Here is a 15,998-nt window from a genome sequence, read left to right as displayed (position 1 = left end):
CTATCATATGTGATTTAAGGTGCTTTTTATAATTTTTTGGGGTATAATTAATATAATTATTAATAAGGACGGAGAATTTATTATATGGCAAAGCCGAAAAGAAATGACACAGATTTCGTAAAAGTTCTTGCTGAACTTAATAAAGATGTTGTAGAAAGATTGGATCAACAGGCTACATCTTTAGGGTTAGCTAGGAAGCAATTAATAGCCCTGATTATTAATGATTTTGTTCATCATCCTAGAAATATACAAATATGCTTTACACCCCAAAATAAAGAGGAGCAGGATAAAGAGGATGACAAATAATAGAGTAGAAAACCTTTTTTCAAATATCAGAGAAAAATGGCACAAATTAACCCCCTCTTCACCTAAAGATGAACAAAGTGTGACACAACGCAAAACTTTAAAAAAATATGGTGTCTTTTTAAATGAGGAAAATAATTTTGTTTCTCCTGCAGTATCTCGTTTTTCAGAGTCTTACTATAAGAATTTTAAATTGGAACATATTGCTCATCCGAACACTTTTCCCTTTTTTATAACTTTAAATTCTACTGAATTAGATTTAATTGATTCTAATAGCAATATTTTAAATGAAAAGAATTTAGAAAAAACGAACAAAGTTATTCACACTGAAGGTTCTGATAAATATAAGATTTTGATAGATTACTATTCTGAAACAGATAGTAATATTATATTTAATAAATTGAGCGATTTAGATAAAAGAATTTTACTATTTATTGCCACTTTTCGTAATGTTCAATTTTTACAGATTGTTAAAGAGACAGGAGCACAAACTGCAAGAGTAGAGCGTTCATTAGAACGTTTACATCGTTATTTTTTAATAGATAAGTGGAAGTTCTATCGTGATCCTATAATCGAAGGTGAAGAAAAGAGCAATTTGATGGGGGACTGCTATTCAATTTATAGCCATGGGACAACACTATTATTAGTTCACAATCTTATTAGTAAAGAGTATACATATAAGTGGAAAGAGGTACTAAAAGAAGAAGATAGTTTTACTCCTATTCGTTGTTGGAAAACAGTTGATGCTTATTTGAGTTTTCGTCTTAAGGATGATTTTGTAAGTTATGCTCCGTTTTCATATATGGAAGCTTTTGAATATTTGGAAGAAGTAAAAGTACCATTAACTAGAAATACTACCAACCAGAATAAGAAATATACTGAACAAAGTCAGCGCATTATTCAGGAGTTAAAACCAAATAGCGAAAAGTCACAAAACTTTAAGCTAATTAAGAAACGTAAGCGTGTACCCCGTCAACGTTTCAATGGTCAGTTTGTATTGCGAAACAATACTGGTCGTAGTGTAAAAATTGATATATATCCTTTTATTACTAAATCAGAAATCAATAGTGATATGAGTAAATTAGGAAATGTTTTTAAACATTATGGACATCATTTAAAAAATGGTGTTGATGAAAACGGAGATACTAGACTATTATTGATTATCGTTGATAATCCTAGCCAAATAGAAGCAATAGAAGATCATTATCATGTCTCAGACAGTTATAATAGTTTGAATAGCATTCTTTTTTTGGATTTGACTGCAGTGAGTGAGAAAGACATTTTGTCTTCACTTAAAGTTTTAGTATTAAATAAGGATAAACAGCATAAATTAAAAACTGCTAAGTTTTCCTTCAGCAAAATACTTCAAGGAGAATTAGCGTAGTGCCAAAAACAGCAACATTTTACATTGATGGAGCAATACATTCAGCAAATTTTGATAGCTCTCCATTTTTTAAAAAGCTTAATCAACTTGCTAGAAATCAGGGATTGAAAACAGCTGTATTTTTAAATAAGTCAACATCTCAAAAAGTTTTAAACTTTTTTATTACTTCAGGTTTATCATTTACTACAAATGATAAAAATATGGCTGACAGTTCACTTGTATTAATTTCAAACGAAAAATCTTTAAAGACTGTGAAGGATAAGGGCTTTACTAATTTATTTATTGTTGATGAAATTGGTGAAATTCGCCATAATTTGTTTAATTTACTTAGAAACGAATTTGATGTTCATTATTTTACGACAAACAAGGCTTTTGAAACTTTGATTTTAAATGAATGTACACAAGAGGATAGAATATTTTTTAATGGTACTGTTTTTTTGAATAGAATTAACTGTATTTGGAGTTCACTATTAGTTACAGTTGATAATAGAGATTTTTTCAGGGAATTAAGCAATGTAGACTTATACAAGCAGGATTTTTTAAATAGTGATTATTATATACTCTCTGAACCAAATAAACCATTAAGGTTGATTGAAATTGTAAATAACACTGTTAAAACATTATCAAATTCTGATTTAATTATTGAAGAGCAATATTCGTTAGATAATAGTAAGCATAATAATGATAACGATAGCATACTTGAAAAATTAGAAGAGTTCACCAATATAAATCAATTAGTATTGACCGAACTTAAACAGATGTCTGAAAGATTTAGTAAGCTAGAAGATAAAATTGAGGAAAATACGCTTAACACCTCGAATTTTTTGGCTTCAGATGAGTTCGAAGAAGAAGACCCTTTAGCAGCTTTTCGAATGTAATTGTACATTGAATATATTTAGAGATAGTTGTATTGGGTGTTTTACATAAATTATATTACGTTAAAATAATTTGATAATTGAGGTTTATATGCCATAATATGTCATTCAAAAAAGGTTGAGTAATCAGCCTTTTTATTTTTAATTATAATTGAAGCTATGATAGTTTGATTATTGATATTGTAATTTTTAATAATTAGTGTCTTTTTATCATTAGCATAATCGAATCATAAAATAATGGAAATTCCCGCAAATATTTGATATTATATTTATATCGATATGTTTAGTAGAAAAACGGGAATTTTGTTACTAAACATAAAGTGATTAATTCGGCTACTACTTTAACAATATTTAAGAGGATATCATGAAAAACTTAGAAAAAGAATTTCTTACTTTAACAAAATGGACAATTAGATTTTTAGATTCTACTACTCCCCAATTTTTTGTAAGAGAATATCACAATGTTTTCGAACACAGAGGAATGCTATTCAATGAAGGGGCTATGCCTGGAAGTTTAGAACATCTTAGTATTTATTTGAAGAATGTTGATAAAATTATAAAAGGTAAAAATGAGGTAGATCATTATATTTATTCTTTTGGTGATAAAGAAACCTCCAAAAAAAGAGTTTATGAAATTTTCGATAATGAAATAAAAAGTCTAAAAAGGGTACAGAAATATTTTAAATAAAGGTACTATTGGTTAAGGAGAAAAAATGGTTTCAGAGACAAATGTTTTAGATAATATAGAATCCTTATTAGAAATCATGCCTTGGTATGTTAAGGATTATTATTTTGCTAAGAATGTTGCTAGATACAGTAAAAAGACATTGTACGAATATTTAAATGAATACCGTCGTTTTTTTAGATGGTTAATTGAAAGTGATATATCACACGCTTCTACTATTTCTGAAATTGATATTGAAGAATTAGAGAATCTTTCCTTGAAGGATGCTCAGGCTTTCTTTGTTTTTTTGAGGGAACGTCCACTTCTGAATACAACAGATAAGAAAAAACAAATTAAAGGGTTGTCTGAAACTGCTATCAAACGTAGTCATGCTGCTCTTTCTAGCTTATGGAAATATTTAACTGAAGAAACAGAAAATGAAGACGGTGAGCCTTTATTTTATCGCAATGTCATGAAAAAGATTTCCTTTAAATATAGAAAAGCAACTCTTTCTGCCCGTGCTTCTGCTATTAAAGATAAATTATTTTTAGGAGATGAGACTCAGAAATTTTTAGAATTTATAGACGATGATAATAGCTCAGAAGGATACGTCGCTAAAGCTAATTTAAGTCCGAGAGCATTATCTTCATATAGAAAAAATAAAGAACGTGATCTTGCATTTATTGCTTTAATGCTTGCTTCAGGTATTCGTCTTTCAGAAACTGTTAATATAGATTTGAAAGATTTAAATTTAAATACAATGACAGTTTCCGTTATAAGAAAGGGCGATAAATTAGATACGGTCCCAATAGCCTTATTTGCTAAAAAGTATTTAGAAGGTTATCTTGAAATTCGTGAAAAGAGATATAAAACGGCACAACAAGATACAGCTCTATTTGTGACTACCCAATCAGGAACTGTTAAAAGGCTTGGCGGTGCAGCAATTGAAAGGACAGTTGCAAAATATTCTCAAGCATATAAAATTCGGGTTACTCCGCATAAATTACGACATACTTTAGCAACAAGGTTATATAGTTCTACCAAAGATACAATTCTTACTGCACAACAACTAGGTCATTCTGAAAGTTCAAATCTAGTTCAGACATACGCACATGTATTAGATGATCAACAAGCTGATGCAGTACGTAAATTGTAAGTTATTTCTATTAACATCAAAGAAGCTCTCCAAAATAATATTTGGAGAGCTTTTATATATAGCTTCAGCATATATCATAACTATAATATGTATGACAATTTCAATAGTTATGATATGTGTCATAGTTGTAATATTGATTATAAGTGTAATAAGTATAATAATTATTATGTTTATTATACATGTAACATTGATAATAGTTGTAATATCATTATTCTTCAAATTCATTTAAAAAGGTAATACCTAATTTATTTTTAGAATCATAGATAAATTTTTTATTTACACCAATTTTTGATTTAATTAGACTATTTTCGATAAGATCGTCAATAATTTCTGGTGTAAGACCAATGTGTGGAGCTATTTTGCCAAAGTTTGCTTTCTGATTGACTATTTTACCAATAATTTTTGCAATGTGACCTAAGTCGTTTGCTCTTGTAAAATACGTCAGTAAAACTGGAATGGAAATAAAGTTAAGAATCATTTTGTGGGGCAAAATATTTAAATATGAACGACAAGCTACTTTAAAATTAGCCTTATTGAAATTCATTTCATTATATTCTACGTATTTTTTTAATTTCTTTTCAGCAGATGCGAACATTGGGAAAAACAATAATCTGTAATAGTTCAGCATGATATCATCGACCACTTTGCTATCTTTGAAGTCGTTTAACAAGTGCTTTTTAATAGATCTTTCTGCTACTAATTGATTGTTAGATAATAGTTCACATTCGCTTAGAATCCCGTGTAATCCAATTCCATAGATCATATTCTGAATAATATTTTTAACAGTACCTGTTTTGGCGGAATCTCTATATTTTTCAAGGTTAAACACAAGTTGTTCAGAATTAATGCTATAAATTTCTATGTTATCTTTCACAATATTTCTCCTATATTTTTTCCTATTATTAATTTTAATACTTTAAATGTTACTTTTCAAGTAACTAGTGATACCTATTATTTATATAAAGTAGATAATAAATTGATATTTTTGAAAATATTTTGACAAATTTTAACTATTAGAATAGTTGCCTTATATATTTTATATGACACAAAAAAGCCAACAATAATGTTAGCTTTTTTGTGTCATATAATGTTAAACGGATTCAAAAATTGTAATTATATTGTTTGGTTTAACAATCTTGTTACAAGAGAAATTTTCAAAATCTATTAACAATTTATCAACTTCATCTAAGAATTGAAAAATGTCTTTTTTGATAAATTTTGTTTCTTTTTTAAGTTCAACTTTTACTAGTTCTTCATCAGTATAGCTGTTAGCATCTGCAGTGTTATCGTCAGTAAAATAATTTTCACTTTCAAATTTTTGAAGCGCTTCTTCTATTTCTGAAATATCTGCAGAATTTTCTACTAATGGTGAAATCACCTTTTGCTTTGCTAAAAAATAGTTTAGTCTATCTTGTTGTGGGAAGTTGGCACTAGTAACACCGCGATTAACAGTAATTTGGTCAATCATGATGCTTTTTTCAATCTTTTTAGCCTGAGTCAGTAGATTATCTAATACTTGATTGATTTTTCTAATCGTAATTTTTGGACTTGAAAAATCTACATCTACTGAATATTGATTAGCTCCAACTATTTTTAGTTGAATAATTTTATTGCTAACATATTGGCTTGTTAGAGATGTCATTCGTAGCTTAAATCCTCTATAAATCGCTAAGGTACGCATTGTTTGAGGCACTGCTACATTATTTTGCATTTCATAGTGTAATTGATTCCCAGCAAGTTCTTTATCGGTATATAATTGTCCACTTTCAGGAAAGAACATTGAAAATTTATTTTCAGATGTTTTTTTCTGGGTTTGTTGGCTCAATTTAATATCTTCTTTTAAGCGTTTTAAGCGATTTCTAGATAATAGTAGTCTTTCTTTAGCCGTTTCAAATTTTCGTTTTGAGATACTGTAATTAGAAATCCAAGCTGACTTTTGTTTTTTAAGTAATTGCACTTCATTATCAGTTTCAATTTTTAATTTTATATAAGGATTTCCTGTTGCTATAGCTTTAAATTCTGAAGCTGTTAGGGTTTGCTCATCAATATCATCAGCAATACGAATTGGTGCTTTATCGGTCATAATTTGTGTAATAAATTTCAACTTATTTTCTTGAATTTGCCACAAATAATTATCAAATGATCCAGTAGTAATATAATAATAAACCAGAACATTCTCGTAAATATTACCTTGTCGGATAAGTCTACCATTTCTTTGTATAAAGTCTGATGGTTTCCAAGGGACGTCTAAGTGATGGACCGCCTTCATTCTACGTTGAACATTAAGTCCAGTACCACCTTTTTCAGTTGAGGCTATTAATATTCTTATTTCGCCTGCATTGACTTTGCGCTGCAATTGTAAACGTGCCTTTTTATTTTTTGCATCGTGAATAAAAGCTATTTCATTTTTAGAAATTCCACCAAAAACTAAAAGTCTTTTTAATTCTTGATATAGATTGAATCCTTTTTTGCTAGGTGTCCCTATATCTGAAAAAATCATCTGTGTTCCGCGATTAGACTCTTCATCTTTGTAAATTTTAACAACATTTTCAACTACTTGTTGTAATTTATTGCTATCTTTAGATGAATATATAGTATCGTCAAGTAGTCGCATGTCAATCGCTAATTTCCTAGCTTCTCCAGTGATTTTAAGCATATTATCTTCACTTGGATTGACAGTTCCTGATTTTACATTTTCTGAACGTTCTACAAGTTCTTGTAGATATTCTTTTTGAGCAGAAGTCATCTCACTCTTAATCGCAATGCGCTTTTCTACCGGTACAGGTAGTTGCAGTGATTTAGTCATTTGAATATCTGCTGTGATCTTATAGATTTTCAGTAGTTCAGGTAAATTAGTAAATTTAGAGAACCTTTTTCGTGAAACATATTTGCCCGTTGGACTTAATTCTAAGCTATTTTCAATAATTCCAAAGGCACCAACCCAAGCATCAAAATTACCTATTTCAAGTTTATTTAAAATATCTGGCTGAATGTAATTCATCATTGTGTACATTTCACTAATAGAATTTGATACAGGTGTTCCTGTAGCAAATACTACATTAGTACCATTGTGCTCTTGTTGAATAGAACGTATTTTCATTTCCATATCAATATTTTTTTGAGCGGTAGTACTACTTATACCAACGACATTGCCTAATCTTGTCACTGGATGGATATTTTTGAACTTGTGTGCTTCATCTACAAAAAGCATATCAATTCCCAATGATTTAAAATCGATGAAGTTATCACTTCGTTTGTTCAGATTGCTAGTTAATTTTTCAAGTCGTTTTTGAAGATGAATTTCCATTGATTGAGCCTTTTTAAAAGTAATTCGATCATTATTTTTTTTGGCATATTCAATGATTTCTTCCAATTTTGCGATTTTATCTTGAATGAAATTACATTGTTCCTTTTGGGATACTTTAATCTTTTCAAACTGACTATGCCCTATAACAATTGCATCATAATCATGGGATACAACACGAGAAATGAAAAGTTTTCTCCGAGATTTTTCGAAATCTCGTTCAGTTGTGACAAATACTTTTCTGGTAGGATAAAAGCGCATAATTTCTTGCCCAAATTGAGCTGTCAAACTTGAAGGAACAACATAAAGCGGTTTATGAATCAATCCAAGATCCTTCATTTTGAAACCAGCGCTAATCATTGTTAATGTTTTACCAGTTCCAACTTCATGGGCTAATAGTGCTCGTTTATCTTCTATAATTCGTTGAACTGCATTTAATTGGTGCGTTCTTAGTTTTGCTGTTTTAATTAAGCCATCTATAACTAAGTGTTCTCCATTATATTTACGTGGAACATAGCTATTAAATTTATTGTTGTAAGCATTTTCGATTGCTCGTTTTACATCATCATGCTCTTCAACAAAGTTTTTGAAAAGATTTTCTATTTTTCTTTCCGCTTCACGTAAATTTGCTGTTTCAACTTCATCAATTACCCTTTTGGGCTTTTCTGATGTCCCAATATTTTTCATAATGTTGGGTTTATCTGAATTAAGAAGATATAATAATATCTCATGACCTTCAGAGTAGCGACCAGAATTCAAACCTAAACGAAGATTGGTAGCTCTATATCGTATCTTTCTTACAAAATCACCTTTTAACGTACGTCCAAGAGGTGTAGTTGAAATAACTTGATTAGCTAATATACTATCTAGTTGAACATCGTTTTCTCCTCCAAATGTTTGGTAAACAAACATTCCAATTACATTTTCTGGAATCCATACAGAACCTAAATTATAATTTATTTCTGAAATCAAGATCGGTTCTGGTAGGACTTGGTCTAAGTTTTTTAAATATTTTTTCCAATCAGCGGCTGTATCTCCTTTTTCTAGGAGTTTTTCAACCATCTTCTTTTTAGTAAGCACGTCTCCAGAGAGTACGGCTTCTTTAACACTATACGCGACAACATTAGTAAGATAATATTTGTTTATATTAACCATTATTTTATCATCGAGTTCTTCTACAAGTTGCTCTTCGCTACAAGGATAAATCGATAGCATAAAATTTAAGTCTACATCTCCTTTTTCAGAAAGACTTATATTTAGAGCTTCAATTGCTGTAGAGACCTTTTTATAAGTCTTTTTAGGACGGATTAAAGGCTTAGTGAAAGCTTCTGACTTTTTGTAAACTATTTTAGTTGAATCATTTTCGTCTAAAACTTCTTCCTCTAGACTAGCAATTAATGGATATCGATCATCTCTTTCAAATAAACTTGAATTTACTCGTGAATTTATATATCCATATTTCTCCACAAAACTATCGTATGTTTTGTTAAGTAATTTAAGTAATTGTTCAAATTCATCATTTGAGAAGAGCGATGTAGATTGAATATCAATAATTTTTTGGTATACATTTTTAATTGCAATCATTCCGCAAATGCGCTCTTTCTCACTTTTCCGTAATTCTTTTTCATAAAAGATAGTTCCTTTATATAAGCCTTTTTTATCTCCCTTTATTACAGGAGTATCACTAATATATTTATCGGTAACTATATTAGGGTTTTTATGATAAGAATCTCGAAATTCATTTACTGCTTTCTCATCTTTTTCCCAGTTAACAATTTTTTTATTGCTATTTTGGTAGAAAGTAATTTCGGCAGAACGAGTAGATTGCTGTATTCCATTTGAATCTCGATAATAAATGTTGCCTAAATCATCGCAGGCATATTCGTTTAATCGGATTTTTAAACCATTTAAAATTTCACTTTTTGATAAATCATTATCAGCTATAACAATTTCTTGTCTGTTACTTTCAAACTTGCTTAATGGTGATACATTATTTAAAGCATTATGAAGTTGTAACTGTAGTGAAGTATTTTTTTCAGGAGCCAACGTTAATGTTGCACCATTGAAATGTTTAATAGCATAATCTCCTAATACTTGACTATTTCTGATATCTTTTTCCTTTAAAAAATATGGATTGATGAATATACGTCCCTCATTATCTAAAGTACTTCGAACAGCTGGTGAATAAATTTTATCATCCGACATACAAATATGATCTAAATCTTTTTGAAAATATAGAATATCTGTTGTAACGTCTGTGCCTGCTATTTTTTTAAAAGCATTATTAGGCAGTCTGACACCACCCAAAAATGCTGATAATTCCTGAATCTCACTTAAAATTGATTGGCGCTTATCTACAGTTCCCGTAGATGTGATAACTGAGACAATTCCTTTATTTTGAATAACATCAAAAGATTTTCTAATAAAATAATCATGAATAAGATATGACTTATCGCCATATTTTTTATCATATATTCTAATATCAGAAAAAGGAACATTTGTTATAACTAAATCAAAAGGTGTTCCATGAAATTCAATCGTTTCAAATCCTTGAATCTTAATATTAGCTTCTGGAAACAATTGTTTAGCTATAGCGCCTGTAATTGTATCTAATTCAATTCCAAAAAGGGTTGAATTAGCTCTAATTTCTTCTGGCATAGTTGCAAAGAATATCCCTGTCCCCATTGCTGGATCCAGAATATTACCACCCTTAAAACCATTATTCAATAAGGTTTGCCACATTTCTGAAGCAATCATAGGATCAGTATAGTATGCAGTTAGAGAACTTGCCTCTAATGATTTATATTCATCTTTGCTAACTAATGCTTGTAATTGTTTTCTTTCTGTTTCATAACGGCTTAACGTAAAAAAATCGTTACTAATTCCTCCCCACCCAACATAACGTGCAAGAATTGCTTGCTCAGCTTTTGTAGCTTGTTTACCACTATGTTCAAGTTTTTTAACTAAACTAATGGCTTCTAGGTTAGCTGCTATTTTCTCTACATTAGTGCGTGGAAAAGTTATATCTTTACTTATTTTAAAATTTCTTACATTCTCCATTTTTATATTTCCTCCATAAAATACAAAAAGACTGAAAAAATCAGTCTTCCGTATTCTTACCTATTTAATAGTAAATATTTTGTTTATTAGCAAATTGTAAAAAAGCACGTGCTGCATTCCAAGCTTCCGTTGGGACCTGCTGGTTATGATCTGCTCGGAATTGGATAATCTTTCCCTTGTGCATTTCTAAAGTATACAAAGGTGTATCAGGAGCTTTAATATTCCTTACAAAAAAGATTGAAGTTTCTCCTTGTTGTTGACGTTTAACATACGTACCAACGCAATGATGAAGACTTTTGCCCTCTTGCTTCAATTCTTCTAAGCGTTTAGGAACTTTAAATTTATAGCAACCGATAGTTGTTTCCAATTTCACTAGATCGTTCAATCTACTAGCATATTCTTTGTTATTTTCTACAAGATTCATAGCTTCATAGTTTGCTACCGCTTCACCATGGGCTTGCTTAAAATTTTTAGGAATAACTAAATAGTCCCCCTTAAATTCTAATCCAACAGCTGTAACTAATCTGATATAATCGCGATAGTCAACAGCTGAAACACCTTCACGAAGCGCCCAATGTTGAAATCTAATAGGCTTAACACAACTAGGAAGTAGGTCTAAATCATCTTCAGAGAATAGCTTTTCAAATCCATCGATACATTTTCCTAACTTATCTTCGATAGTTTGTTTTGTTCTTACCTCAGCAAAAGTTATATCACTATTTTTAAAAACCGATTTATGCTTCTTAACAAAGTTAAATGTTAAACGTCGCATATCAGCGTGCTGGTAGTTATAAGAAATACCATAATAGCAATCTCCTAAAATGTCTTTTTGTAACCCACGCGCTCCAATTTTTTGAACATACTCAAGTATATTACGATATTTATAGATACGGGGTAATTCACCTATTACACTACTATACCGACGAGCGAAAATAGTGTTAAGGTCAACATATTTCAATTCAGACACAGATTGTAATCGTTGAATAAATGAATCTTCATTGTATACCCAACAATCGCTATAAGGACCTTTGAAGATTCCGAGCATTGATAACCCGTTAAAATATTCTCCACTTTTATATCCTAATTTGATATGTTTATCATTTGAAAACTGTTCAAAGTTATATAACTTAATATCAAATTTTTCTTTGCCTTCAGCAATATACTGTGTAATTCTATAAGTCTGAATTTCAATTCTTTTAGATGTAGCCCCTAACCAGATAAAGTAATCTCTGTTAGCGTAAAAATTGAAACTTGTATTTTTGGTTAAGCGTTTATGTATACATTCAGAGAATGTCTTACGTTCAGAAGATTGAATATTTCTTTCTTTGTTAGACCACTCATAAATAGGAAATTTTCCAAATGCCCAATCAAAGAATTTTCTAGGTGCTTTTAAATGATTGTCGATAATTTTTTGATTAGTAGGTGTTGTAGTCATTATTCTTCACCCCCATCAAAGTCAGCAAATAAATCTAATTGTCCATCAACAACTGATTTATCTTTTACAGGAACTTTCTCAGAAACATTTTTTTGTACTGAAGGTGTTACCTGTACTTGTACTGCAGCTTTTGGAGCTTGAATCTCTTGAATTACTTCATCATCACTAATGAAGTATTCTCTTATCCAATTATAAACAACTGCATCATCTACTATAACAGCTTGATTCTTATTACTTTTTAGATAGTTTTCAGCAACTTTTTTAGTACAGTAAGAAAGTGCACCATTCAGTGTACGTTCACTCTTTAAAATTCCAGCAATCAACTCTAAATCGTCTGATTGCTCACATAACCAATTGTGAATACGTTCTAATTCAGGAGTATATCCTGCACTTGTTACTTCTGCTGTTAATTTATCAAAAGCTACTAATTTATCAAATTCAGTAATTTCGCTTTCATCTGATGTAGTTACTACTTCTTTTTGTTGTTTTTCCTGAATTTTTGGAAGCCATACTTCTTTATAAAAATCAGATTCTTCATCAAAAAGATCGTCTGCTCTTGCAGCCCTAACAATGGTATCAAAATCGTTATTATAAGTATCAGCATACTCATAATATTTGTCCCAAGCTGGATAAAACTCCTCAGGGATATTATCACGATTCATTTTACCGATTTGAGCCCCAACATTGTAAACAGCATCCAGAACCTTTGTAAAGTCTTTAGCCGTTACTTTACTAGTTTCTTTTGTAGTATTACTTTTTTCTTCAGATAAGCCATACTGCGCAACAATTGAATTAAATTGTTCGTTATAGTAATTTGTAACTTTATCCCAAGTCTCATCAACTGCTACTTTTAGATTTCTAAGCAGAGACACTTGTTCATCAAATGACAAATCTTTTTTTGCTAGGTAATCTTCGATAGTATCATAATCAATAGGACTTCCATCGATTGAAAGGAAACCTATAACGTCATCGTTTGCAGAATCAGCAACGTAAAGATGAATACCATTTTGATTATATTGAATATTATCTAAACCTTGTAGATGGAAAGAAAAATTCAATAACGCTTCATCAGAAGCTCCTAAATTTTCAAGTTGATCATCATGCCACAAATAATAAATTTCACCATTGGTAATATCCGAAATCATTTCATCAATTATTTGGTGATTGTTTGCACTTTTATTTTTAGAAAAATCTTTTTCAATCTTAGAGTAAACACGTTGGTTAGCTTCTAAACCGTCACCGACGTCAAGACGTTCATGATCGACTACTTCTTCTCCTTGCATTTTATCAAAATAGAATTTAAAGTAGCCTCGAAGTGATGATAAATGCAAACGCTCGTCATACTCTTTGATTGTATCTAAGAGTTCTTGTGTCACTTCTTGACCTGAAAAATCTGGAATATCGATATCTCCATGACCATTTTCGTTAAATTCAACAACCCATTTGATATCTTCTTGCACGCTTTTAGCTACTGCTTCTTCTATTTTATTTACTACTTCTTCATTTCTATTATTCATTTTTCTTCCTCCATATAATAAAAGTGAGGTAACACTTGTTACCTCGGCTTTTTTATTACTTTACTTTTTTATTTGTTTCAAATTATACAGCTTGTTTAAAGTTTTCTGGTTCAAATTCGATGAATTTATCATCATCAGTGTCAACATAAGATTTAATATCGCTAAGGAGTTCATCATAAATATTACCAATGAACCCCCAGCAACTATCTACTTCTTCTCCTAATTTATTAAATAGTCGATAACCGTAGACATATCCATTAGCCCATGATGTATAAGTTTCTAGTCTTGCTTCTACCATAGAAAAGGCTTGTTCACAACATTTTTTACTAAGGCGTTTAACCTTAAATTCGTTACGCAAAACTTCCTTTTCTTGCCACACAAAACCTACGACACTTCCGTCCCAGTAATCAATATGATTACCAAGATAATATTTAATATCTGAATGATCGTAACAAAGGATTGGTTTAGCAATAATACCGACCTTATCAAGGGCGTCACAAAGAGCGTTTGCAAACTCTACAACTCCTTTACCTTTTTCCAGACATTTTTCTTGAATTTTGTCGAAAGCATCGTCACTTTCTAATTCATAATTGATCCAGTCTTCAGGACTACGAAAATCATTTTCTTGCATACTATAGTAACCTGACTGCCATGTATAATAATGGAATAATGTTCCCCATTCCATAGGACTATCACATGAGCAAGAGTCATCAGCATAGATAGCAAGGATTTCTCCAGATTGATTTTTAAAAGTTCTCAAAGCTGTATTTAATTCGTTAAGCATAATTTTTCCTCCATAAATAAAAAAGAGTTACCAAACGTTACTCTTCTTACATTTCTCCATTTTCATTGTAAATTTAGTTAAAAATCAAATAACGAAAGCTGTTCTCCAACATTAGTCGGTTCAACATCTTTAAATACCAAATGATATGTCATTGGTTCTGATTGTTTTACTGTATAGACAGGTTGAATATCTTTAAAATCCTTAAAGAGTTCATCAAAATAATCAAAAACTTGCTGACAAATCGGTTTAAATGCTTGATAAACAGCTAGGTTATTGTATGTTTCAGTTTGTTTTGTTAAGCAAGTATCACCATCGATAGTATAATGTACCCAAAGTTCAAAGGCACGCGCAAATATTTCTGTTGGTGTCGTATAGTAGTCCCAAGATTTAATAATATGAGCATACTCATTCGTCCCCATTGCGCAATCAAGAAGGTTAGTCGCATACATACTTCTAATCTTAGCAAACGCTCCAGAATTACTACTAATCATTCCTTCTTCTCTTCCATATGTATCATCTAAATAGTGACCATATTCATGAATAAAGGAAGATGAATCTCTAACGTCGATTGCTAAAATATTTAACATAGGAACATATAGTCCAGTTGCATGGTGTTTACCTAACTTGCGTACTTTCAATTCAGGTTCAATAGTACTATGTGGTACTCTATTACAAAGTGATTCCCAATCACTCTCTACTAAACGGAACAAATTATAATCAAATTTAAGACCTTGATAATACTCAGTATCAATCTCTGATTTACAAAATCCTAATTGATTAAAGCTAGTTGTTCTATTCAACTCATCGTCTTGATATATTTTATTGTCACAGACAGTAGCAATTTGCTTGTGAGTCATTCGACAATAAGCAGTATTGAGTGCTGTTGCTTTAGCAATATCATAATTTTGTTTAATGTATTCACTAATCTCTAAACTGATATACCAAGCAGCACTAGCATATTTATCTACTGGATAGTCTGAATCAGTAACTAAGCTAAAAAAGCTAAATGAAACCACTGCATATGAGACTGTATTAAGATGCCCAAAATTATAACGTTGCATATCTTGCTTACTTTTTGATTTGAACAAAACATCATCAAAAATTGCAAAATAAGTTGGCTTTAATTCCCTCATTCCACTATCTGGTTTTGGACTATATACCATAACAACAATTTTGTCAGTGATTTCTTCAAACTCCTCTTGCCCACCATCAAAAGTTGTACTGTAACAAATTAATTTTTGTAGCGCTTCTTGAACATTAGTATCTACATCATTAAATCTTCTAAAGTTAATTGTAACTTTTTCGGTTTCTGATGGAACCATTGCTACTAAATCATCAATAGAAAACGTTTGGTGCTCTACTGCTCTGACCTTACTAAGATAAGTCGTCATTTTACGACAAATGCTAGTTGATGAATCAGTATCTTTTAATTTTGGAAAAGTAATCTTCTTTTCTGTAATAGTACCTGCTGCTTTAACTAATAAATTTACCATAATATTTTCCTCCATAAATAAAA

General features: G+C 30.6%; 11 protein-coding genes. 5 read left to right on the top strand and 6 right to left on the bottom strand.

Annotated features, from left to right (window positions below):
• Positions 1-84: 84 nt before the first annotated feature.
• The 5 genes from GPZ88_RS10035 to xerS all read left to right on the top strand — a co-directional run bounded on the left by GPZ88_RS10035 (position 85) and on the right by xerS (position 4,382).
• The gene (locus GPZ88_RS10035; protein ID WP_157328606.1) at positions 85-306 is read left to right on the top strand and encodes a hypothetical protein; all 222 of its coding nucleotides are present in this window, start codon (positions 85-87) and stop codon (positions 304-306) included.
• Positions 296-1,687, top strand: a complete 1,392-nt coding sequence (locus GPZ88_RS10030; protein ID WP_157328603.1) for a hypothetical protein — start codon at positions 296-298, stop codon at positions 1,685-1,687. Before GPZ88_RS10035 ends, GPZ88_RS10030 begins: the two co-directional genes overlap by 11 nt.
• Positions 1,687-2,565: a hypothetical protein gene (locus GPZ88_RS10025; RefSeq protein ID WP_157328601.1), complete on the top strand. Its 879-nt coding sequence runs from the start codon at positions 1,687-1,689 to the stop codon at positions 2,563-2,565. Before GPZ88_RS10030 ends, GPZ88_RS10025 begins: the two co-directional genes overlap by 1 nt.
• A 361-nt stretch (positions 2,566-2,926) precedes the next feature.
• Positions 2,927-3,250 (top strand): hypothetical protein, encoded by a 324-nt coding sequence (locus GPZ88_RS10020; protein WP_157328599.1) that lies wholly within the window; start codon positions 2,927-2,929, stop codon positions 3,248-3,250.
• A gap of 25 nt (positions 3,251-3,275) precedes the next feature.
• Positions 3,276-4,382 (top strand): tyrosine recombinase XerS, encoded by a 1,107-nt coding sequence (gene xerS / locus GPZ88_RS10015; protein WP_157328597.1) that lies wholly within the window; start codon positions 3,276-3,278, stop codon positions 4,380-4,382.
• 208 nt (positions 4,383-4,590) lie between these two features.
• Here xerS and GPZ88_RS10010 read toward each other — a convergent pair whose 3' ends face one another.
• The 6 genes from GPZ88_RS10010 to GPZ88_RS09985 all read right to left on the bottom strand — a co-directional run bounded on the left by GPZ88_RS10010 (position 4,591) and on the right by GPZ88_RS09985 (position 15,975).
• A complete protein-coding gene (locus tag GPZ88_RS10010; RefSeq protein WP_157328595.1) occupies positions 4,591-5,256 on the bottom strand; it encodes a hypothetical protein in 666 nt (221 codons plus the stop codon).
• 216 nt (positions 5,257-5,472) lie between these two features.
• The gene (locus GPZ88_RS10005; protein ID WP_157328593.1) at positions 5,473-10,746 is read right to left on the bottom strand and encodes an SNF2-related protein; all 5,274 of its coding nucleotides are present in this window, start codon (positions 10,744-10,746) and stop codon (positions 5,473-5,475) included.
• Positions 10,747-10,810: 64 nt separating this feature from the next.
• Positions 10,811-12,181 (bottom strand): PcfJ domain-containing protein, encoded by a 1,371-nt coding sequence (locus tag GPZ88_RS10000; RefSeq protein ID WP_157328591.1) that lies wholly within the window; start codon positions 12,179-12,181, stop codon positions 10,811-10,813.
• On the bottom strand, positions 12,181-13,698 hold the full coding sequence (locus GPZ88_RS09995; RefSeq protein ID WP_157328589.1) for a Cas9 inhibitor AcrIIA9 family protein: 1,518 nt from the start codon (positions 13,696-13,698) through the stop codon (positions 12,181-12,183). The genes GPZ88_RS10000 and GPZ88_RS09995 overlap by 1 nt, the downstream gene beginning before the upstream one ends.
• Before the next feature lie 82 nt (positions 13,699-13,780).
• On the bottom strand, positions 13,781-14,482 hold the full coding sequence (locus GPZ88_RS09990; RefSeq protein ID WP_157328587.1) for a hypothetical protein: 702 nt from the start codon (positions 14,480-14,482) through the stop codon (positions 13,781-13,783).
• Between the two features lie 77 nt (positions 14,483-14,559).
• The gene (locus GPZ88_RS09985) at positions 14,560-15,975 is read right to left on the bottom strand and encodes an LPD1 domain-containing protein (RefSeq protein ID WP_157328586.1); all 1,416 of its coding nucleotides are present in this window, start codon (positions 15,973-15,975) and stop codon (positions 14,560-14,562) included.
• Positions 15,976-15,998: the final 23 nt, after the last annotated feature.

This window comes from Streptococcus ruminicola (assembly GCF_011387195.1).
Lineage (GTDB): Bacteria > Bacillota > Bacilli > Lactobacillales > Streptococcaceae > Streptococcus > Streptococcus ruminicola.
Note: the sequence above shows the minus strand (reverse complement) of the source record. Positions and strands in the feature narration are given on the sequence as shown.